At 66.3% G+C, this 19,815-nt stretch carries 21 protein-coding genes; 6 read left to right on the top strand and 15 right to left on the bottom strand.

Annotated features, from left to right (window positions below; all coding sequences use genetic code 11):
• Positions 1–44: 44 nt before the first annotated feature.
• Together ACE026_RS20310 and ACE026_RS20305 are read left to right on the top strand one after the other, a co-directional pair.
• Positions 45–491 carry a protein tyrosine phosphatase family protein gene (locus ACE026_RS20310; protein ID WP_486040738.1) on the top strand — a complete coding sequence of 149 codons (447 nt, stop codon included), beginning with the start codon at positions 45–47 and terminating at the stop codon, positions 489–491.
• Between the two features lie 52 nt (positions 492–543).
• Positions 544–1,542: a bile acid:sodium symporter family protein gene (locus ACE026_RS20305; RefSeq protein WP_486040649.1), complete on the top strand. Its 999-nt coding sequence runs from the start codon at positions 544–546 to the stop codon at positions 1,540–1,542.
• A 135-nt stretch (positions 1,543–1,677) separates the two neighbouring features.
• Here ACE026_RS20305 and ACE026_RS20300 read toward each other — a convergent pair whose 3' ends face one another.
• Genes ACE026_RS20300 through ACE026_RS20280 form a run of 5 tightly spaced genes read right to left on the bottom strand, consistent with a single transcriptional unit; the run spans position 1,678 to position 6,015 of the window.
• Positions 1,678–2,496, bottom strand: coding sequence for a calcium-binding protein (locus ACE026_RS20300; RefSeq protein ID WP_486040647.1), 819 nt, complete (start codon positions 2,494–2,496; stop codon positions 1,678–1,680).
• A 60-nt stretch (positions 2,497–2,556) separates the two neighbouring features.
• Positions 2,557–3,450, bottom strand: a complete 894-nt coding sequence (gene cyoE / locus ACE026_RS20295) for a heme o synthase (RefSeq protein ID WP_486040646.1) — start codon at positions 3,448–3,450, stop codon at positions 2,557–2,559.
• A 4-nt stretch (positions 3,451–3,454) separates the two neighbouring features.
• Positions 3,455–4,666, bottom strand: a complete 1,212-nt coding sequence (locus tag ACE026_RS20290) for a COX15/CtaA family protein (protein ID WP_486040644.1) — start codon at positions 4,664–4,666, stop codon at positions 3,455–3,457.
• Positions 4,667–4,677: 11 nt separating this feature from the next.
• Positions 4,678–5,253, bottom strand: a complete 576-nt coding sequence (locus ACE026_RS20285; RefSeq protein WP_102788907.1) for a hypothetical protein — start codon at positions 5,251–5,253, stop codon at positions 4,678–4,680.
• 27 nt (positions 5,254–5,280) lie between these two features.
• Entirely contained in the window at positions 5,281–6,015 is a 735-nt protein-coding gene (locus tag ACE026_RS20280; RefSeq protein WP_486040642.1) for an SURF1 family protein, read from the bottom strand.
• Positions 6,016–6,072: 57 nt separating this feature from the next.
• Here ACE026_RS20280 and ACE026_RS20275 point away from each other — a divergent pair, with 57 nt between their 5' ends.
• On the top strand, positions 6,073–6,291 hold the full coding sequence (locus ACE026_RS20275; protein WP_486040640.1) for a twin transmembrane helix small protein: 219 nt from the start codon (positions 6,073–6,075) through the stop codon (positions 6,289–6,291).
• A gap of 40 nt (positions 6,292–6,331) precedes the next feature.
• On the opposite strand, the gene ACE026_RS20270 is transcribed toward ACE026_RS20275, so the two are convergent.
• From ACE026_RS20270 to ACE026_RS20245, 6 genes are all read right to left on the bottom strand, one after another.
• Entirely contained in the window at positions 6,332–7,207 is an 876-nt protein-coding gene (locus ACE026_RS20270; RefSeq protein WP_152153731.1) for a cytochrome c oxidase subunit 3, read from the bottom strand.
• A 20-nt stretch (positions 7,208–7,227) separates the two neighbouring features.
• Positions 7,228–7,815 (bottom strand): cytochrome c oxidase assembly protein, encoded by a 588-nt coding sequence (locus ACE026_RS20265; RefSeq protein WP_353086159.1) that lies wholly within the window; start codon positions 7,813–7,815, stop codon positions 7,228–7,230.
• A complete protein-coding gene (locus ACE026_RS20260; protein ID WP_259462181.1) occupies positions 7,812–7,946 on the bottom strand; it encodes a hypothetical protein in 135 nt (44 codons plus the stop codon). Before ACE026_RS20260 ends, ACE026_RS20265 begins: the two co-directional genes overlap by 4 nt.
• A gap of 8 nt (positions 7,947–7,954) precedes the next feature.
• Positions 7,955–9,565: a cytochrome c oxidase subunit I gene (gene ctaD / locus ACE026_RS20255; protein ID WP_019185997.1), complete on the bottom strand. Its 1,611-nt coding sequence runs from the start codon at positions 9,563–9,565 to the stop codon at positions 7,955–7,957.
• Between the two features lie 64 nt (positions 9,566–9,629).
• Positions 9,630–10,565: a cytochrome c oxidase subunit II gene (gene coxB / locus ACE026_RS20250; protein WP_486040637.1), complete on the bottom strand. Its 936-nt coding sequence runs from the start codon at positions 10,563–10,565 to the stop codon at positions 9,630–9,632.
• Between the two features lie 11 nt (positions 10,566–10,576).
• Complete coding sequence (locus ACE026_RS20245; protein WP_070426473.1) at positions 10,577–11,053, bottom strand: DUF2244 domain-containing protein; 477 nt, start codon at positions 11,051–11,053, stop codon at positions 10,577–10,579.
• 277 nt (positions 11,054–11,330) lie between these two features.
• Here ACE026_RS20245 and putA point away from each other — a divergent pair, with 277 nt between their 5' ends.
• Positions 11,331–14,555, top strand: a complete 3,225-nt coding sequence (putA, locus tag ACE026_RS20240) for a bifunctional proline dehydrogenase/L-glutamate gamma-semialdehyde dehydrogenase PutA (RefSeq protein ID WP_486040635.1) — start codon at positions 11,331–11,333, stop codon at positions 14,553–14,555.
• A gap of 94 nt (positions 14,556–14,649) precedes the next feature.
• Here putA and ACE026_RS20235 read toward each other — a convergent pair whose 3' ends face one another.
• Both ACE026_RS20235 and ACE026_RS20230 read right to left on the bottom strand, forming a co-directional pair.
• Positions 14,650–15,282, bottom strand: a complete 633-nt coding sequence (locus ACE026_RS20235; RefSeq protein ID WP_486040633.1) for a hypothetical protein — start codon at positions 15,280–15,282, stop codon at positions 14,650–14,652.
• A gap of 113 nt (positions 15,283–15,395) precedes the next feature.
• Positions 15,396–15,914 carry a tautomerase family protein gene (locus ACE026_RS20230; RefSeq protein WP_486040632.1) on the bottom strand — a complete coding sequence of 173 codons (519 nt, stop codon included), beginning with the start codon at positions 15,912–15,914 and terminating at the stop codon, positions 15,396–15,398.
• 35 nt (positions 15,915–15,949) lie between these two features.
• Here ACE026_RS20230 and ACE026_RS20225 point away from each other — a divergent pair, with 35 nt between their 5' ends.
• A complete protein-coding gene (locus ACE026_RS20225) occupies positions 15,950–16,909 on the top strand; it encodes a GlxA family transcriptional regulator (protein ID WP_486040631.1) in 960 nt (319 codons plus the stop codon).
• 101 nt (positions 16,910–17,010) lie between these two features.
• On the opposite strand, the gene ACE026_RS20220 is transcribed toward ACE026_RS20225, so the two are convergent.
• Positions 17,011–18,354: an outer membrane protein transport protein gene (locus ACE026_RS20220; RefSeq protein ID WP_486040630.1), complete on the bottom strand. Its 1,344-nt coding sequence runs from the start codon at positions 18,352–18,354 to the stop codon at positions 17,011–17,013.
• Between the two features lie 225 nt (positions 18,355–18,579).
• Here ACE026_RS20220 and ACE026_RS20215 point away from each other — a divergent pair, with 225 nt between their 5' ends.
• A complete protein-coding gene (locus ACE026_RS20215) occupies positions 18,580–19,272 on the top strand; it encodes a rhomboid family intramembrane serine protease (protein WP_019186003.1) in 693 nt (230 codons plus the stop codon).
• Between the two features lie 22 nt (positions 19,273–19,294).
• Here the strand turns inward: ACE026_RS20215 and ACE026_RS20210 are convergent.
• On the bottom strand, positions 19,295–19,815 hold a 521-nt coding region (locus tag ACE026_RS20210; RefSeq protein WP_486040629.1), incomplete at its 5' end, for a hypothetical protein.

Genomic DNA, 19,815 nt, shown 5'->3' with positions numbered 1-19,815 from the left:
GCTGGCTCCGCGCTGGCGTCATCGCCGCACTGCTGGCGCTATGCATGCCCGCCTGGGCCGCGGCGCTGCCCTTCGCGCAGCCACGGCCGCAGCTGTACACCGCCGGACAACCCAGCGCCGCTCAGCTGCAGCAGGCCGCTGCGGCCCGGGTCACGACGCTGATCGACCTGCGCCAGCCCGACGAAGCGCGCGGCTTCGATGAAACCGCCGCGGCCGAACGCCTGGGGCTTCGCTATGTGCGCATCCCGGTCGCGGGTGCCGCCGGCCTGACCGACGCCAATGCGCAGGCGCTGCGTACCGCGCTGGCGCAGAGCCAAGGCCCGGTGCTGCTGCACTGCGCCTCCGGCAATCGCGCCGGTGCGCTGCTGGCACTGCTGCAGGCGCATGACGGTGCCTCGGTGGATCAGGCCCTGCAGTTCGGCCGCGAGGCCGGCATGACCTCGCTGGAAGCACCGACCCGCTCCCTGCTGGAGCAGGACGCCGCGCGTTGACCCTGCTCTTCTTCTCCCGCTTACTTCCCTGCTCTACAGGAGCCTGCCCGCCATGACCCGCTGGTGGTCGCGCCTGCGACCGGACAACTTCACCCTCGCCCTGCTCTGCACCGTGCTGCTGGCGTCCTTCCTGCCGATGCACGGCGCCGCCGCGATGGTGCTCGACGACGTCACCGACGTCGCCATTGCCGCGCTGTTCTTCCTGCACGGCGCGCGCCTGCCACGGGAGTCGATCGTCGCCGGCCTGCTGCACTGGCGCCTGCACCTGACCATCCTGGCCTGCACGTTCGTGATGTTCCCGCTGCTGGGCCTGATGTTCAAACCGCTGGATGGCTGGCTGCTCACGCCCGAGCTGTACATCGGCGTGCTGTTCCTGTGTGCGCTGCCGTCCACCGTGCAGTCCTCGATCGCGTTCACCTCGATCGCCCGTGGCAATGTCCCGGCGGCGGTGTGCAGCGCCTCGCTGTCGAGCATCCTCGGCGTCTTCCTGACCCCGCTGCTGCTGGCCCTGCTGGCCGGCACCGAAGGCGGCATGCACAACCCCGGCCAGGCCATCGTCAGCATCATGCTGCAGCTGCTGGTGCCGTTCGTGGCCGGCCATCTGCTGCGCCCGTGGATTGCCCGCTGGGTCGAGAAGCAGCGCGCGCTGCTGCGCTATACCGACCAGGGCACGATCCTGCTGGTGGTCTACTCCGCCTTCGGCGAAGCGGTCAGCGAAGGGCTGTGGAGCAAGACGCCGCTGTTGTCGCTGCTCAGTGTGGCGGTGGTGGCGGCGGTCCTGCTCGGCATCGCGATGCCGCTGATCCGCTTCATCGCGCGCCGGCTGGGCTTCAACCGCGAGGATGAAATCACCATCCTGTTCTGCGGCTCGAAGAAGAGCCTGGCCACCGGCGTGCCGATCGCCAAGGTGCTGTTCGCCGGCGGCAGCCTCGGTGCGATCGTGCTGCCGATCATGATCTACCACCAGATCCAGCTGATCGTCTGCGCGATGATCGCCCAGCGGTATGCGCGTGATCCGGTGGAGCCGGTGACGGGTGAGAGAGGTAGTTGAGCGCGCTCGACTACCTAGGTTTGTCGCACACCCGTCCCAGCCTGCTCACGATCAATCGGTGATTGCCGCGGCGATCTTCTGCAACGTAGATGCTCGCCTTACGCGACATCGCGGAACATCCCCATCCGCAAGCGGCTACTCCACCCACCGCGCCACGCTGAAGCGCGGTAGCCAGATCTGCAGATCGTATGACCGGTCTGAGCCCGTTTTCTGCAGCGGCGAAGGCCCGGTATATGCCGGCAGTGATCGCGCGCCGCATTGCCGATGCTGCGTGCAGCCCCACGCCTGCCCGCTGCGCGCATCAACCCGCACCGCATAGGGCTGGAGATCGAGCAGCAAGGCTGTCACCGGCGGCCACGGCAGCCCCTCCGGCTGAGTCCGCATGGCATGCACATTCCCGGTCAGCACCAGCAGCCGCCCATCGGAGGGCAACGTTGCGTGGTGCGCGCGCAGTGCATCGGCCATCGCCGCATCACGCGCGCCGGTACCGACCTGTGCCGCCGGCAGTACCTGGTCGAACCCAACGACCTGCACATCGTGGCCCTGCACGCGCAGGACCCGCACCGCCTCGATCAGCGACAGCGTGTCTTCATTGCGACGGCCGTCGTGCGGCTTACCAGCGGTGCGCCAGTAGGAGGTGGTGCGCACCGCCTGGCGTGCCGCGGCGTCACCGTTGGAGGCCAGATAGGTGGCCAGCCGGGCGTTCTCGGTGGCCGGCAGTTCCAGCCCAAGGTGCACCGGGGTGCCCTGCGCGACATAGGCTTGGACCAGTTCCTGCACGAGCTGCGGCATCTCCCGCGTACCGTGCAGTTCGCCCAGCACCACGAGCTGGCTTGCGCCCGCATGCCGCATGATCTGCGCGGCCGCGTCCTGCGCTGACGCTACCGGTGCCGCATTCGCCGCACCCAACGCCATCCCGATCACCCACCCTGCCATCCAACGCCATCGCTTCATACCGTCACTCCCTGTTCGGTACAGCAGCAATGGCGGCGGCGAATCACCGATTCAAGGCGGTCACTGCAACCAGGGCAGCATCCAGTGGTCCACCATCAGGAAGGCGAACAGGGCCATCAGGTAGACGATGGAGTAGCCGAACATCTTCATCGAGAACAATTCGTCCGGCGGATTCAGCATGCGCCAGGCGTACCAGAGGAAGACCGCGTTGAGCACGATCGCGCCGCCGAGGTAGAACATGCCGCTCATGCCGAACACGACCGGCAGGATGCTGACGATGGCCAGGGCGATCGAATAGACCATGATCGACTTGCGGGTGTACGCCACGCCGTGGGTTACCGGCAGCATCGGGATTTCCGCCTTGGCGTAATCCTCGCGGCGGAAGATCGCCAACGCCCAGAAGTGCGGCGGGGTCCAGATGAAGATGATCAGCACCAGCAGCGACGCGTAGGCCCAGTCCCACGGGCCCTGCATGCCGGTGATCGCGGCCCAGCCGAGCATCGGCGGGGTGGCGCCGGCGAGGCCGCCGATGACGATGTTCTGCGAGGTCGCGCGCTTGAGGTATACGGTGTAGATCACCGCGTAACCGATCAGCGAGGCGAAGGTGAGCACGGCGGTGATCACGTTGACCCAGACCACCAGGATCGTCATCGACAGCACGATCAGCAGGCCGGCGAAGACCAGCACCTGCCACGGCTTGACCTTGCCCACCACCAGCGGGCGCCACGAGGTGCGCGCCATCTGTGCATCGATGCGCGCGTCCAGCAGCTGGTTGATCGCCGCGGCGGCCGAGGCGGCCAGCCAGATGCCGAGGAAGCCGAGGGCCCCGTCCAGCGCCTGCTGCGCGGTCGGCACGCCGGGGATGGCCAGGAACATGCCCACCAGCGCGGTGAACACGATCAGGGCGACGACCTTGGGCTTGGTCAGATCCCAGTACTGACGGTAACTGGCCATGCCGTCAGCCCGCCTGCACGGCAGGGGAGGCCGCGCTGGCCTTGCCACCCTCGGCATCCGGCGCGCGCAGGCGCGCCAGCAGTGTCACCAGCACGAACAGCAGCGCCACCGCGCCCCCGCTGTGCGCGACGGCCACTTCCAGCGGCACCGCCAGCTTCACGTTGAGGATGCCCAGGGTGATCTGCAGCACCACCAGCAGACCCAGGGCACTCGCCCAGCCGCGCATGCTCGGGAGGCGGAACAGGCGCACCGACAACCACAGCAGGTACACGGCGACCACGATCGCCATCAAGCGGTGCGCCATCTGGATCGCGATGCGCGAGGCGCCATCCAGCACGCCCCCTTCGTAATCCACGCCGATGCCGCGCCACAGGGTGAAGCCCTCCTTGAAGTCATGCGGCGGCCACCATTGGCTGACGCAGCGCGGGAAGTTGTCCAGCGAGGCGCTGCCGCCACCGCAGGCGAGTGCGGCGTAGTTGGCGCTGACCCAGCCGCCGAGGGCGATCTGCGCGACCAGCACGGCCACGCCGGCGCGGATCAGCCACTTCAGCTTGGGCGCTTCGGCCAGGGTGATCGGCATGTGCGTGGCGCGCCACGCCATCCACACCAGCAGGCCGAACATGAGCATGCCGCCGAGCAGATGGCCCATGACCACGATCGGCTTGAGCAGCCAAGTGACCGTCCACATGCCGAGCAGCGCCTGGAAGATCACCACCGCCAGCGTCAGCAACGCGGCGCGGGCCAGGTCGATGTTGGTCCAGCGCAGCGCGGCGATCAGCAGGATCGCCTCGCCGATGATCGCCAGGATGCTCGCCGGCACGTGCATGCCCATCATGTACAGCGGTATGCCGGTCGCCACCAGCACACAGGCGGTGATCACCGCCGTGCTGCCCCAGCGACGGCGGCGCGTGGCCAGCAGCGCCAGGGTGAGGATCTCGATGCCGAGTGCACCGGCCAGGAAACGGTGCACCTGCTCGCGCCACGCCTTGTGCGTTTCCAGCGGGCGGATCTTGGCGGCCTCGTGGCCGATCACTTCCTCGGCGTGCTGCGGCCAGGTGACACGGCCATAGCAGGTCGGCCAGTCCGGGCAGCTCAGGCCCGCATCGGACAGACGCACGAACGAACCGAACATGATCGTGCTGGCGGTCATGATCAGCGCAAACCACGCCAGACGGTGGAAATTGCGGTGCAGCACCGGGCGTGCGGAGAGGCTCATCTAAACGGAACTCACTTCAGTTTCAGCAGCGTGGCCAGGTCTTTGCGCAGACCGGCCATATCGAATCCCGGCGCGTACCGCATGATCACGAATCCGTTGGGATCGATCACATACACAGGCGTGCCGGCGGCGTCATCCACGGCGGGCAAAGCGGCACGCAGGTCCGGTTGGGCGCGCAGCGCGCGCAGTGCGGGCATGCCCTGGACCTCGGCCGGCGGCGTGCCCAGCCACAGGATCTCGACATTATCGGCGTTATGGCCGAACAGCTGCCACACCTTGCCCAATCCCTGCGACAAAGTGACGCACTCGCTGGTACAGCTGGCAGACGGGGCCACCAGGATCCGCCAGGTGCGATCGTTGGGGTTCCAGGGGTACGGCTGACCATCGGCCAGGGTGGGCGGCAGTGCGCGCAGATCGGCCGGCGGCTGCAGCAGCTGCCCGGTATTGCGGTGCGAGGTCGGCTGCCAGCCGGAGAAGCGCAGCACGCCCGCCAGCGCCATGGCGCCGAAGAACACGCCGAACAACGCGATCAGGGTCCAGCGGCCGCGTGAACGGGACGGCAGCCGGGCCGGGGAAGTGGCATTCATGGGCGGCATTTTCTCATGTTGAGCCGGTCAGCGCCGGGGAGTGCCACGCCGGCGGCGATGGCGACGGAATTCCAGGACCAGCGCGACCACCAGCACGGTCAACGCCAGTCCGAACCATTGCACGGCGTAGCCCAGATGGCGACTGGGCGGCAGGGTATTGGGCAGCAGCTCCAGATCGCGCGCGTAGCCACCGGGCAGCGCCGGATCCAACCGCAGCACGCGCGCGCCAAGGCTGCCCGGCGGCAGCGACAGCGCACGGGCCATGTCGTCAGGTGGCATCCGGCTGGCCAGCCATACGCCCGGCTGTGGCGCGGACGACAGCGCCGGCCCCAGGGCCAGCCCGGTGGCCGGTGACGGCGCCAGCAGGCCGCTGATGGCCGTATGGCCGGCAAGCGGTGTGATCGGTGGGATGACACGATCCGGCGGCATCGGCAGCCAGCCCAGATCGATCAGCACGCGTGCGCCGTCGTCACTCTGGAACGGCTGATACACCTTGAGGCCGGCGCGGCCTTCGCGGGTCTGGTTGTCGAGCAGGACCGTGCCGGGCAGGAAGCGACCGTGATCCTCCACCCAGCGCAGCAACGGCGGGGCGGCCTGCGCCTGGCCCAGCGTGAGCGACTGCGCGCGGGCGGGTACCTGCTGGGCCAGCAACGCCTCTTTGGCGTGCATGCGCTGCAGTTGCCAGCGGCCCAACTGGCAGAACACGAGGATGACCAGCACCGCGGCGATCCAGCCGATCAGGCGTGTGTGCTTGCGCATCATGACAACGCCGGCAAAACGCGGTGATATAGGCGCACCCGCCACGCCATCGAGCCGCGCATGAATGATTCGTTGAAGACCCTGCTGGTAATCGCGTTTCTGATCGTCATCGTCTGGAATCTGGGCGCCGGGCTGTATTACCTGCTGGTCGATCGCGGCCAGACCAAGCGCACCGTCAATGCCCTCACCCGCCGCATCACGGTGTCGGTGGCGCTGATCGTGCTGGTGGTCATCGGCATCTACAGCGGTTGGATCAAGCCCCACGGCATCGGCGGCTGAGGCCGCACCGGCGTCGATGCGGCAGGAGGTCGCACCGACGCTACAGCACGTAGACGAACAGGAACAGCATCAGCCACACCACGTCGACGAAGTGCCAGTACCACGCGGCGGCTTCGAAGCCGAAGTGGTTGTCGCGGGTGAAATGCCCCTTCGACGAGCGCAGCCACATCACCGCCAACATGACCGTGCCGAGCAGCACGTGCACGCCGTGGAAACCGGTGAGCATGAAGAAGGTCGAGCCGTAGATGCCCGAACCCAGGGTGAGGTTGAGTTCCTTGTAGGCGTGGATGTACTCCTCCGCCTGCAGGGTGAGGAAGCCCACGCCGAGCAGCACGGTGATGCCCAGCCAGACCAGCAGTTGACGGCGGTGACCGGCCTTGAGCGCGTGATGCGCGATGGTCAGGGTGACGCCGGAGGTGAGCAGGATCAGCGTATTGATCAGCGGCAGACCCCAGGCCGGAATGGTCTGGAAATGGCCGCCGATCGCACCCGGGCCATTGGTCGGCCACGCCGCCGAATACCCGTCCCACAGCAACTCGTTGGTCATCACGCCATCGCCCGCGCCGCCCAGCCACGGCAGGCCCAGGTTGCGGGTGTAGAACAGCGCCCCGAAGAACGCGCCGAAGAACATCACCTCGGAGAAGATGAACCACACCATCCCCATCCGGAACGAGCCGTCCACCTGGCGGTTGTAGCTGCCGGCCTGCGATTCGCGCACCACATCGCTGAACCACCAGAACAGGGTCAGCACCAGCATCGCGATGCCGGCGTAGAAGGTCCACTTGCCCCAGCCGGAATCGTTGAGCCAGCTGGCCACGCCGACCATGGTCACCATCATCGCAATGGAACCGATGAACGGCCATTTGCTGTGCGTGGGCACGAAGTACACGTTCGCATCGGGGCTTTGCTGGGCCATGGTCTTGGGTCCGGTCCGGATCAGGGAGCTGCACGCGCGCCGGTCGGCAGGCTGGCCGGGGCCAGCTGCGCGGACAAGGCGTCGTTCTTGTAGAAGGTGTAGGACAGGGTGATCGTGGTGATGTTGGCCGGCAGGTCGGGATCGACGATGAAGCGCACCGGCATGTCGCGCTTCTCACCGGCCTGCAGGGTCTGCGCGGTGAAGCAGAAGCACTCGGTCTTGCTGAAGTAGCCCGACGCCTTGGCCGGTGCGACCGACGGAACGGCACTGCCGACCAGTGCGCGATCGCTGTCATTGCGCGCGTAATACAGCGCCTCGTTGAGCTCGCCGGGCACCACGTCCATCGTCAGCTGTTCGGGATGGAACGCCCACGGCAACTTGGAATTCACTCCGCCATCGAACTCCACCCGCACCGTGCGCTTGCCGGTGGCGGCTGCCGTGCCTGCCGCCGCCCCGGGGCCACGCTCCAGGCGTACGCCGAACACCTTCTCGCAGGCGATGCGGTACAGCGGTACCAGCGAGAAGGTCAGCACGAACACCGCCAGCGCCACCCCGATCAGGCGGGGCAGGCCCGCATGACGCGCGGGTGCCGGACGCGGCTCGCTCATCGCCCGATCACCCCGCTGAGGATGAAGCCGCCATAGACCATCAGCGCGACGATCCCGACCGCCCACGCGGTGCGATGCGCGCGGCGACGTTGCAGGGCCTGCTCATCCGGCGTGCGGGTGGTACTGGTCATGAGCGGCCTCAATGGGTGATGTCGTCATGGGCCAGATCACCCGGACGGATGGTCGGCGGCGTGGTGAAGGTATGCGCCGGTGCGGGCGAGGGAATCGTCCACTCCAGGCCACGTGCGCCTTCCCAGCAGCGGTCGGCGGCCTTCGCGCCGTGGCGCAGCGAGTGCCACAGGATCGCGGCCATCATGAAGGGCGTGACGAACATGCCGAACGCGCCGATCGAGCTGATCAGGTTCCAGTCCGCGAAGGCCACGCTGTAATCGGGAATACGCCGCGGCATGCCGGCCAGGCCGAGGAAGTGCTGCGGGAAGAACAGCAGGTTCACGAACACGATCGACCACCAGAAATGCACCTTGGCCCAGGTTTCGCTGTACATGCGCCCGGTCCATTTCGGCCACCAATAATACACCGCGGCGATCAACCCGAACACCGCACCGGTGACCAGTACGTAGTGGAAATGCGCGACCACGAAGTAGGTGTCGTGGTATTGGAAATCGGCCACCACGATCGCCAGCATCAGGCCGGAGAAGCCGCCGATGGTGAACAGGATCACGAAGGCCACTGCCCACAGCATCGGCGCTTCGAAAGTGAGCGAGCCGCGCCACATGGTGCTGACCCAGTTGAACACCTTCACCCCGGTCGGGATGGAGATGAGCATCGTGGCGAACATGAAGTAGATCTCGCCGCCCAGCGGCATGCCCACGGTGAACATGTGGTGGGCCCAGACGATGAAGGACAGGAACGCGATCGCGGCGATCGCGTAGACCATGGCCTGGTAGCCGAACAGCGGCTTGCGGCTGAAGGTGGGGATGATCTCGCTGACCACGCCGAACGCCGGCAGGATCATGATGTAGACCTCCGGGTGCCCGAAGAACCAGAAGATGTGCTGGTACATCACCGGGTCACCGCCACCGGCGGCGTTGAAGAAGCTGGTGCCGAAGAACTTGTCGGTAAGCAGCATCGTCACCGCACCGGCCAGCACCGGCATCACCGCGATCAGCAGGAAGGCGGTGATCAACCAGGCCCAGCAGAAGATCGGCATCTTCAGCAGATCGATGCCGGGCGCGCGCATGTTGAGCACGGTGGCGATGATGTTGATCGCGCCCATGATCGAGCTGATGCCGGCCACGTGGATGGCGAACACGCTGAAGGCCACGTTGTAGCCCCCCTGCAGCGACAGCGGCGGGTACAGCGTCCAGCCGCCGGCCGGTGCACCGCCGGGCAGGAACAGGGTCAGCAGCAGCAGGCTGAAGGCCACCGGCAGCAGCCAGAACGACCAGTTGTTCATGCGCGGCAACGCCATGTCCGGCGCGCCGATCTGCAGCGGGATCATCCAGTTGGCCAGGCCGACGAAGGCCGGCATCACGCCACCGAAGATCATCACCAGCGCATGCACGGTGGTCATCTGGTTGAAGAACTCGGGCTTGACGAACTGCAGGCCCGGTTGCGCCAGCTCAGCGCGGATGATCACGCTCATCGCCGCACCGATGATGAACATGATGAAGCTGAAAAGCAGATAGAGCGTGCCGATGTCCTTGTGGTTGGTCGAGAAGAACCAACGCTCGAAGAACCCCTGCTGATGCCCGTGATGCCCGTCGTGGTCAACTGCGGAATGCGCCATCGCAACTACACCTCACTGTATCCGGTGGTACCCGCATCCGCCGGCTGGCGGGCGCGGCTCGATTTCAGGCGTTGCTGTCTGTTGCTGCCACGGCAGGCTCGCTGGCCGGTGCCGGGGTGACCTCGGCCGGGGCAGCCGGCGCGGGCGCCGGAGCGGCCTCCGGTGCAGGAGCCGGCGCAGGCTTCCTGGAAGCCAGCCATTTCTGGTAATCCTCCTTGGAGACCGCCTCGACCACGATCGGCATGAAGCCGTGATCCTTGCCGCACAGCTCGGCGCACTGGCCGCGGTACACGCCGACCTGTTCGATGTTGGTCCAGGCCTCGTTGATGAAGCCGGGAATCGCATCCTGCTTCCAGCCCAGCGCCGGCACCCACCAGGCGTGGATGACGTCGTCGGAGGTGATCACGAAGCGCACCTTGGTATCGACCGGCAGCACCAGGCGGTTGTCGACATCCAGCAGGTAATGCGGATGGCTGTCGCGGGTCGGCACCACGCCACTCTGGCGGACACGGTCGGACTCACGGTCCAGGCGGCTGGTGAAGCTGACGTTCTCGCCGAGGTATTCGTACTTCCACATCCACTGATACCCGGTGACCTTGACGGTCATTTCCGAATCGCGGGTGTCGTAGAACTTGATCAGATTGGCCGTGGCCGGCCAGGCCATCACCACCAGGATGATCACCGGGATCACCGTCCAGATGACCTCGGCCTTGGTGTTGTGGCTGAAGGTGGCGGCGACCGCGCCCTTGGATTTGCGGAATTTGAAGATCGCGTAGAACAGCGCGCCGAACACCAGCACGCCGATCACGGTACAGACCCACAGCGAGAACAGGTTGGACTCCCACGCCAACCGCGAGCTCTGGGTCACCCCCTTGCCCATGTTCAATTGCCACGGTTTGGGGTCGGCCGCCTGGGCCCACGCCATGGCCGGCGCCAGCAGCGCGACCCCGCTCAACACTGACTTCCCGAACGTCCTGCCCCACTTTCTGCATTGCTTCATTGCCTAGACCCTTAGCGTCGTCGGTTGCGGCCGTCATTGGCCGCGAGCAAGCCTTCTAGTTTCTGAGCCAGTACCTGGCGTTCGGCCGGTGCGAGGAAACTCCCCACGTCCACCTGCCGACCGCTGGATGCCAGCCGGACTCTGCGCTCGTCGGCGATCAGCCTCACCCAGTGCGGGTGGGCGCTGAACACCGGCGAATGCCCGGGTGCGGGAATCACTTCCACACACGCCGGCACTACCCGGATCTCTTCCTGCCGTTCTCCACTGCGCCACACCGTGCGCAGCGCCACTGCCAGCAACACGCTGTACAGCAGAGCAAACACGGGGGCAAATACGTTGCCGGTGAACCAGCCCAGGCCGGCCGCCAGCCACATCACCCCCGCCAACACCGCAAACAACAGGACGAACTGCCGGGCATCGAGCGCCCGTGGGGGGCGCAGCCGCAGTTGCGTCCCTGATCCGTCCGGAGCGATGAGCACCTCGATCATGTCGCAACCGCGTTTTTTCCTGCCGCGGGAAACGTCTCGATGGTAGCCCCGCTCTCCAGCGAGTAGCAAGGGTCCATTCACAGTTTCAGGAATGTTGCAATACAGCATTGCCTGCGGCGGCCGTTTTGACGAAAACAGCACAATAAATGGCAGGCGGGTCGAATCCGCCGAATGCCCCTGTATGAAAGGCTATGCGCCGCATGGGCGCGACCACGAAAACCCCTTGACTCGCCAAAAAAACGATTAAAATTGTCAAGTTCTCCACGAGCCGACCGGCATGACTGCATCCTCTGTCCTTCCCCCTGCCCCGGCATCGTCCGGCGCCGCCCGCCCGCCGCTGCTGTCCCCCGAGCTGCCGGCCGTTCCCAACGCGTTCCGCCAGGCGATCACCGATGCCTGGTTGAAGGACGAGGCCACCCATGTGCGCGAGCTGCTCGAGCAGGCACGCCTGCCAGCCGCCGAGCAGGCCAAGGTGCAGGCCACCGCTGCCGACCTGGTCAAGCGCGTGCGCGTACGTGCCCAGGACCAGGGCGCGATCGAAGCCTTCATGCGCCAGTACGATCTTGGCAGCGAAGAAGGCGTGCTGCTGATGTGCGTGGCCGAAGCCCTGCTGCGCATTCCGGACCAGGAGACCGCCGACAAGCTGATCCGCGACAAGCTCGGCGATGCCGACTGGAAGAAGCACATGGGCGGCAGCGACTCGGTGCTGGTCAACGCCTCCACCTGGGGCCTGATGCTGACCGGCCGCCTGGTCCAGATCAACGATGCCACCCGCGCCGATGTGCCGGGCGCGTTCAAGCGCCTGATCGGCCGCGTGGGTGAGCCGGTGATCCGCCTGGCCGTGCGCCAGGCGATGAAGATCATGGGCCACCAGTTCGTCATGGGCCGCACCATCGACGAAGCACTGTCGCGCTCGCACAAGGGCGACAACGCCAGCTACCGCTATTCGTTCGACATGCTCGGCGAAGGCGCGCTGACGATGAAGGACGCCAAGCGTTACCTGGAAGACTACCGTCGCGCGATCCACTCGATCGGCGGTGACCACAAGGCCCGCGGCGGCCGTCCCGATGGCGACGTCAATTCGGCACCGGGCATCTCGATCAAGCTCTCCGCGCTGTACCCGCGCTACGAGCACGCCAAGCGCGCACGCGTCATGGCCGAGCTGGTGCCGGGCGTGCTGGAACTGGCGCAGCTGGCCAAGTCCTACGGCATCGGCTGCACCGTCGATGCCGAAGAAACCGACCGCCTAGAACTGTCGCTGGACATCATCGACACCGTGGTCAGCGATGCCTCGCTGGCCGGTTGGGAAGGCTTCGGTGTGGTCGTGCAGTCGTATCAGAAGCGCACCCCGTACACCATCGACTACCTGGCCGACCTGGCCCGTCGCATCGGTCGTCGCCTGCAGGTGCGCCTGGTCAAGGGCGCGTACTGGGATGCGGAGATCAAGCGCGCGCAGATCGACGGCCTGCCGGCCTACCCGGTGTTCACCCGCAAACAGAACACCGACGTCTCCTACCTGGCCTGCGCCAAGCGTCTGTTCACGCACAGCGATGCGATCTACCCGATGTTCGCCACGCACAACGCGCACACCATCGCGGCGGTGCAGGCGATCGCCAAGGGCGGCCAGTACGAGCACCAGAAGCTGCACGGCATGGGCGATGACCTGTATGCCGAAGTGGTGCCGGCCGACCGTCTGAACGTGCCGTGCCGCGTGTATGCGCCGGTCGGTTCGCATGAAGACCTGCTGCCGTACCTGGTGCGTCGCCTGCTTGAAAATGGCGCCAATTCCAGCTTCGTCAACCGCATCACCGACGAGAACGTGGCCATCGACGACCTGATCCGCGATCCGGTGGAAGTGGTCTCCTCGTTCGCGTCCATCCCGCATCCGAAAATCCCGCTGCCGGTCGATCTGCTGCGCAGCCAGAACCATGACAGGAAGAACTCCATGGGCGTCAATCTCGCCAACGACAACGATCTGCGCGCCCTGGCCGAGCAGCTCAACGCCGCCGTGAAGCCGTGGCACGCCGCGCCGCTGGTGCCGGGTGCCAACCCGACCGGCGCACTGTTGAACGTGACCAACCCGGCCGACACGCGCCAGGTGGTGGGCCAGTGGCAGCCGGCCGACAGCGCCACCGTCGAGAAGGCACTGGCCAATGCCGTGGCCGCGCAGCCGGCCTGGAACCGCACCCCGGCCGCCAGCCGCGCCGCGATCCTGGAACACGCCGCCGACCAGCTGGAAGCGCGCATGCCCGAGTTCATGGCGCTGTGCGTCAAGGAAGCGGGCAAGAGCCTGCCCGACGGCATCGCCGAAGTGCGCGAAGCGGTCGACTTCCTGCGCTACTACGCCAAGCAGGCACGCGAGCAGTTCGGCCATGCCGAAAAGCTGCCGAGTCCGACCGGTGAATCCAACGAACTGCAGCTGCATGGCCGCGGCGTGTTCGTCTGCATCAGCCCGTGGAACTTCCCGCTGGCGATCTTCCTGGGCCAGGTCAGTGCTGCACTGGCCGCCGGCAACAGCGTGATCGCCAAGCCGGCCGAACAGACCAACCTGATCGGCTATTACGCGGTGAAGCTGCTGCTCGATGCCGGCGTGCCGGAAGGCGTGCTGCAGTTCCTGCCAGGCGACGGCGCGACCGTCGGTGCCGCACTGACCGCCGACCCGCGCGTGGCCGGCGTGGCCTTCACCGGCTCGACTGACACCGCCCGTGCGATCAACCGTGCGATGGCTGCCCGCGACGCCGCCATCGGTGTGCTGATCGCCGAAACCGGCGGTCAGAACGCCTTCATCGCCGACTCCTCGGCGCTGCCGGAACAGCTGGTCAAGGATGCGATCGGTTCGGCCTTCACCTCCGCTGGCCAGCGCTGCTCGGCCGCGCGCGTGCTGTTCGTGCAGGACGACATCGCCGACAAGGTGATGACCATGCTGTCCGGCGCGATGGCCGAGCTGAAGGTCGGTGACCCGGGCCTGCTCTCCACGGACGTCGGCCCGGTGATCGATGCCGACGCGCTGCAGATCCTCAAGGATCACGCCGTGCGGATGGAGAAAGAAGCCCGCCTGATCGCCGCTGCCACGCTCAGTGACGACGCCGCGCACGGCACCTTCTTCGCACCGCGTGCGTACGAACTGAAGAACCTGGACCAGCTGCACAAGGAAATCTTCGGGCCGGTGCTGCACGTGATCCGCTGGAAGGGCGATCAGCTTGATACGGTGATCGACCAGATCAACGCGACCGGCTACGGCCTGACCCTGGGCGTGCATTCGCGCATCGATGAAACCGTGGATCGCATTTCCTCGCGCATCAATGTCGGCAATGTGTACGTCAACCGCAACCAGATCGGTGCGGTGGTCGGCGTGCAGCCGTTTGGCGGCCAGGGCCTGTCCGGCACCGGCCCCAAGGCCGGCGGCCCGCACTATCTGCTGCGCTTTGCCACCGAGAAGACCGTCACCGTGAACACCACGGCCGCCGGCGGCAATGCCTCGCTGCTGACCCTGGGCGATTGATTCCAGCGCGCATGCGTTGAACGAAAAACCCCGCGAAAGCGGGGTTTTTTGTGGGCTTCGGCCGGCGCCGGACGTTGCCGGCCATCAGCCGGGATCACGGCGTTTCGATGGACTCGATCTGGTCCTGCATCAGCAGCTCGTTACCCATGTAACGCTCGAACTTGATGCGCCCGAAGCCGGCGGCGTACCACGCCTCGATGCGGTTGTCTTCGAAGGTCGCGGTGACGTGGCAGGTGTCCTTGAACGTGCGCGGCTGGTTGTCGACGTCCGCTTCAATGTCTTCGAAACCGACGAAGGTGTAGTCGGAGAAGCCGTCGTAGTCGATCGGTTCAACGGTTTCGTCGACATGGTTCGTGCGCTCGCCCGCGCCAGTGAGCTCGAAACGATCGCCCGGCTTGGCGCTCTGCGGGAACGTAGGCGCAGGCTTGAAGGTATCGGTCCGCGTGGGGCCGTCGCTGGACATGCTGTAACGCTCCTGGCCCAGCAGCTGGCGGCCGCTGATGTCATGGAACGTGGCCATTCCGATGCCACCACCGGCACTGTGCATTTTGATGGCGTTCTGGCCAGCGAAGGTCACTTTCTCGATGGTCAGCGTTTCATCGGCATTCGACCAGGACAGGCCCGGGGTCAAAGTGAAACAGGCGGCGAACTCCGGCGCGGCAATGGCAGGCAGCGAGAGACCGGCCAGACCCATGGCGAGCGTGGAGCGCAGCAGCAGAGACGACATATACAGATCCTTGTCAGTAATCACGGGACGGCAGGGCGCAGTCCGGGCGGGGATTGTACGTCGTGCCGGATGTCATTCCAGTGTTCATCGTTTCGGCCGCGCGGCGCGCGTGATCATGCCGATGCGACCTGCGATTGCAGATGCATGTAACCGGCTGCCTGCACGAAGTCGTTCAAGTGCCACAGTCGGCCGTTGGCGGCCCAGTGGCCATCGGCGATATCGGTCATCACGATCGAACTCAGCAGCACGCGTGGATCGCCCGGTGCCACGCAACCGGCGATGGCGTCGTGCAGGTGCAGCGCGTAGTCGGCGCGTTGCTGCGCATCCAGCACGCCCTGCGGAATCCGCACCTCGACCTGGCAGGGAATGCCGCGTGCGCCGATATCCTGGCCGCCACACAACCAGTGGCCGGCCGCGATCTCCTGCAGCATCACCCAGCACAGCCGCTGCTGGGCAGGTTCGGGGCCGAGGCCCGTAGCGCGGACCGCGGCGTCGTGGAGGGCCTGCAACAGCCGCTGGCGGGTGGCGGCCTCGAAGGCATCGGCAGGTAGAGTGACGGTGATGTTGGGCATGTGGATCTGCGTGTCGTGGTGGGGGCCTCCATTGGAGCCGAGCACGGCACCGGGCGACATCGGCCGATCCGACATCTTTCGTGCACAATCAGCCAATGCACGATTTCACTGTCATCGTCCTGCCGGGTGCGTTCGCCTCCAGCGTCGCGCTCACCTTGGACATCCTCACCACGGCCGCCACCCTCGCCCCGCGCCTGGGTCTACCGGTGCCGCGCTGGCAGGTCTGCAGCCCGGCGCGCGGCGCTGTCCGCCTGGGCACGCATCTGCAGCTGCGTGCCCAACCGATGCCGCGTGTGGCCGATGCGCAGACCTGCTGGATCGTGCCAGGGCTGGGCGTGGAGGATCCTGACGCCATCGCACAGCGGTTGGCTGAGCCCGACATACCGGGTGTGGTGCGGGCGCTGCGCGCGCACGTGGCAGCGGGCGGGCGTGTCGCGGCCTCCTGTGCCTCTGTCTTCCTGCTGCACGACGCCGGGCTGCTGACCGGGCGCAGCGTGACCACCACCTGGTGGCTGGCCGGCGCATTGCAGCGACAGGCCCCGGAGTGTCAGGTCGATCCAGACCGCATGGTGATCGACGACGCGCCGCTGATCACGGCCGGTGCCGCGCTCGGCCACACCGATCTGATGCTGTACCTGCTCCGGCAACGCTTTGGCCCGGCGCTTCCCGATGCGGTGGCGAGGGCACTGCTGCTGGATCGCCGGCAGCTGCAATCGCCGTTCATGGTCCCGGCGATGATGGCGCAGGGCAACGCACTGATCGCCTCGCTCACCGCGCATATCGAAGCTACCCTGCCAGCCACGGTCAGCGTCGGCGCGCTCGCCGCGCATGCCGGCATGTCCACGCGCACGCTGTCGCGACAGGTGGGCAAGGCAACCGGGCAAGGGCCGCTGCACCTGATCCGCAGCGTGCAGTTGAACCAGGCGCGCGCCCTGCTGGAGAACAGCCGCTACTCGGTGGAGACCGTTGCCGAGCGCGTGGGCTACCGCGATCCCACCGCCCTGCGCCGGCTGATGCGCAAGCGCCTGAATGCTACGCCGCGGCAGTTGCGCTGAGGCAGTTGCGCTCAGCCAGCCCGCATTGTCTGCGGACAACAAAAAACCCCGCTTTCGCGGGGTTTTCTGCTGCTGCGTTCAACCGATCAGTGGTGCGTTGATCAGAACTTGTAGTTGAACGAAGCGGCCAGCACGTCGCCACGGACCTTGTACTTGCCGTTGAGCGAGTTGCCCTGGTTGCCAGCGTTCGCCGGAACGATGAGGTTCGGTTCGCTGGTGAACAGGTGGGTGTAACCGAAGTTGTATTCGGTGTTCGCCGACGGGGTCCAGCCCACGCCCAGCGACAGCCACTTGCGGCTGGTATCCGGCACGCGGACGTCGCGGTGGGCGTCGGTGGTCGGGGTCTGGTCCAGCGCCACGCCGCCACGCAGGGTCACGGTGTCGCTAAGCTTGTAATCGGTACCCAGCGAGACGAAGGTCGTGTCGCGGTAACCGAAGTTCAGGTCCGAGTTCGGCTGGTTGGAGGCAAAGTCGATGGTGACCGTGTCGAACGCGGTCGACCACGCGGTGCGGGTCACATCACCCATGACCGTCCAGCGGTCATTGATGTTGTGGGTGACGCTCAGGGTGGCCGAGGCCGGCAGGGTCAGCGTGGCCTTGCCGCTGGTGTTGATGAACTGGCCAGGTGCAGCGGCCGCGAGCACCTTGGCAACGTCACCCGGCACGACGAAGGTGGCATCACCGCCAGTGATCTTGTGCTCGACCTTGGAGCGGTAGCTGATGCCGATGTGGGTGTTCTCATCGGGGCTGAACAAGCCACCGACGGTCCAGCCTACCGCGTTGTTGTCGCCTTCCACGGTCAACTTGCCATCAGCGTTGCCCGGGCGGAAACCCGGAACGCGCTGGGCGGCCAAGCTGGCGCCGAAGTCGATTGCCTGGCTCAGCTCGATGGTCAGGTGCTCGACGAACACGGACGCACCGAAGGACACGTACGGGTTGACGTCATAGGACGCGGCGAAGCCCAGGTCGATGGCCTTCATGTCGGTCTTCATGCCGCTGTAGCGGCCGACCCAGCCATTGTCGTAATCGGTCTTGAAGCCGAACGGGGCGGTCAGCGAGACGCCGAAGTGGGCCTGCTCGCCGATCGGCATGTGGAAGTACGCAGCCGGAACCGGGGCGATCATGCCGGCGTCGCCGCCGTTACCGCCCGTCTGCGGCTGACCTGCGCCGTTGCGGCCGGTGCCCTTGTACTTGGCCGAGAAGCTGATGGCGCTCAGGTCACCCTGGACCTGCATGCCCTCGAGCTGGCGCATGCCAGCCGGGTTGACGGCCATGATGGAGGCATCGCCGGCGGCGCTGCCGGAACCGGCGAAGGCGCGGCCGAGGCCCTTGGCGCTGTTTTCCTTCAGCTGGAAGGCGGCAGCGTGGACGTGGCCGACGGCCAGGACGCCGGCAATGCCGACAGCCAGGGCGGTGACGCGGGCAAGCGTGGAAGCGGTATGCATTGTTGGTTCTCTCCGGATAGCGATCATGTTTGGCAACGCGCGCCTGCGTTTCCCCTCCCTTTTCAGGTCAGGGCAACGCGCCGGATTCCCCTCCCGACATACGACGCCGTATGCGAGTATACCGAGAGCGGTTAATGAAACAATAACGCGGTTGGCCGTTATGGCTATTCATGCTGAACGCGACATATCCCCGTCAGGTCTGCCTCCGCGCTAGGCTAGTGCCGCATGTTCGTGTCCACCCCTTCCCGCAAGAAAGCCGCCTACCGCTGGGCCACTCCCCTGCTGTTCGCCGCGCTGTGGGTGGCCTTCCTGTGGTCGATTTCGCGGCCGGATGATGCCCGCCGCAGCCTGTGGATGGACTGGGGCGCCTTGTCGACCGGTCTCACCCACCCGCTGGACTGGTGGGCGACCCTGCAGGATGGCAGCGTGCTGCGGCTGTTCACCGCACTGTTCCTGCATGCGGACTGGTCGCACCTGCTGGGCAACCTGGTGTTCCTGCTGATCTTCGGGCTGCCGGCCGAACGCGTGCTGGGGCCGTGGCGGTTGATGCTGCTGTTCCTGGTGGGCGGGGCGATCTCCAACCTGACCGCCATCTACACGATGGGCAGCCCGGACCAGATCATCATCGGTGCCAGCGGCGCGGTGTCGGCGCTGATCGGCGCCTACCTGGCGCTGTTCCCGGGCGCGCGGCTGGGCGTGGTGATCCCGCTGGGCCTGTTCCTGGAATTCGTCCGCGCCCCCGCCTATCTGCTGATCGGGGTCTGGGCGGCGCTGCAGGTGGTGTTCGCCTACATCGGCCCGACCTTCGGCATGGTGGCCTGGTGGGCGCATATCGCCGGCTTCGTGTTCGGCCTGGGCTACGGCGTGTATGTGCGTGCGGCCATCGCGCGGCGGCTGCGCAAGCGGCATGGCTTCTGATACCGGGGGCGTTTTGATCGCGTCATTCCGCGCGGCGGACATCACCTGAGGCATCCAGCGACGCAATCAGCAATTCGTTGTGATGCGTATCGAACACCAGCGTGCGCCCATCGGGCGCGGCAACGAAGTACTCGAAGAAGGGCAGTGCTTCCAGCAGCGCGATGAGCTCGTCCCGCCTCAGCATCCATATCGGCCAAGGCGGCGGCGCCTCGTCGGTCGCGACCAGCACTACCTCATCCAGTTGCAGGTTGCCCAGCACTTCAGCGAGCAGCGCCAATCCTGCGCTTCCATCGTCATACGGCACCCTGCGGGGCGTGCGGGACAGCCCGGCCCACCAGTAGACGCGATCGCCATCGATGCCATGGAGCGCAGCCACATCGCTCAATTGCGCTGCCCCCGCTTCTTCGGACAGCGCGGGGTTGCCGGTCAACACCCCGATCTGATCAAACAGCTCCGTCATGGCATGTACTGGCGGCTTGGTCAGGGCTTGATCGGCACCGTCGACGCCGGCGCCGCCGGCTTGGCCGGCGCGGGCGTCGCCCG

Source organism: Stenotrophomonas sp. AGC87, from assembly GCF_057333975.1.
This window is presented reverse-complemented; position numbering and strand designations above follow the sequence as displayed.

What these genes read in the sequence shown, in the direction of transcription:
- ACE026_RS20310 (WP_486040738.1), top strand. Translation starts at nt 45, where the DNA reads ATGCCCGCCTGGGCCGCGGCGCTGCCCTTCGCGCAGCCACGGCCGCAG.
- ACE026_RS20305 (WP_486040649.1), top strand. Translation starts at nt 544, where the DNA reads ATGACCCGCTGGTGGTCGCGCCTGCGACCGGACAACTTCACCCTCGCC.
- ACE026_RS20300 (WP_486040647.1), bottom strand. Translation starts at nt 2,496, where the DNA reads ATGAAGCGATGGCGTTGGATGGCAGGGTGGGTGATCGGGATGGCGTTG.
- cyoE (WP_486040646.1), bottom strand. Translation starts at nt 3,450, where the DNA reads ATGGCCAGTTACCGTCAGTACTGGGATCTGACCAAGCCCAAGGTCGTC.
- ACE026_RS20290 (WP_486040644.1), bottom strand. Translation starts at nt 4,666, where the DNA reads ATGAGCCTCTCCGCACGCCCGGTGCTGCACCGCAATTTCCACCGTCTG.
- ACE026_RS20285 (WP_102788907.1), bottom strand. Translation starts at nt 5,253, where the DNA reads ATGAATGCCACTTCCCCGGCCCGGCTGCCGTCCCGTTCACGCGGCCGC.
- ACE026_RS20280 (WP_486040642.1), bottom strand. Translation starts at nt 6,015, where the DNA reads ATGATGCGCAAGCACACACGCCTGATCGGCTGGATCGCCGCGGTGCTG.
- ACE026_RS20275 (WP_486040640.1), top strand. Translation starts at nt 6,073, where the DNA reads ATGAATGATTCGTTGAAGACCCTGCTGGTAATCGCGTTTCTGATCGTC.
- ACE026_RS20270 (WP_152153731.1), bottom strand. Translation starts at nt 7,207, where the DNA reads ATGGCCCAGCAAAGCCCCGATGCGAACGTGTACTTCGTGCCCACGCAC.
- ACE026_RS20265 (WP_353086159.1), bottom strand. Translation starts at nt 7,815, where the DNA reads ATGAGCGAGCCGCGTCCGGCACCCGCGCGTCATGCGGGCCTGCCCCGC.
- ACE026_RS20260 (WP_259462181.1), bottom strand. Translation starts at nt 7,946, where the DNA reads ATGACCAGTACCACCCGCACGCCGGATGAGCAGGCCCTGCAACGTCGC.
- ctaD (WP_019185997.1), bottom strand. Translation starts at nt 9,565, where the DNA reads ATGGCGCATTCCGCAGTTGACCACGACGGGCATCACGGGCATCAGCAG.
- coxB (WP_486040637.1), bottom strand. Translation starts at nt 10,565, where the DNA reads ATGAAGCAATGCAGAAAGTGGGGCAGGACGTTCGGGAAGTCAGTGTTG.
- ACE026_RS20245 (WP_070426473.1), bottom strand. Translation starts at nt 11,053, where the DNA reads ATGATCGAGGTGCTCATCGCTCCGGACGGATCAGGGACGCAACTGCGG.
- putA (WP_486040635.1), top strand. Translation starts at nt 11,331, where the DNA reads ATGACTGCATCCTCTGTCCTTCCCCCTGCCCCGGCATCGTCCGGCGCC.
- ACE026_RS20235 (WP_486040633.1), bottom strand. Translation starts at nt 15,282, where the DNA reads ATGTCGTCTCTGCTGCTGCGCTCCACGCTCGCCATGGGTCTGGCCGGT.
- ACE026_RS20230 (WP_486040632.1), bottom strand. Translation starts at nt 15,914, where the DNA reads ATGTCGCCCGGTGCCGTGCTCGGCTCCAATGGAGGCCCCCACCACGAC.
- ACE026_RS20225 (WP_486040631.1), top strand. Translation starts at nt 15,950, where the DNA reads ATGCACGATTTCACTGTCATCGTCCTGCCGGGTGCGTTCGCCTCCAGC.
- ACE026_RS20220 (WP_486040630.1), bottom strand. Translation starts at nt 18,354, where the DNA reads ATGCATACCGCTTCCACGCTTGCCCGCGTCACCGCCCTGGCTGTCGGC.
- ACE026_RS20215 (WP_019186003.1), top strand. Translation starts at nt 18,580, where the DNA reads ATGTTCGTGTCCACCCCTTCCCGCAAGAAAGCCGCCTACCGCTGGGCC.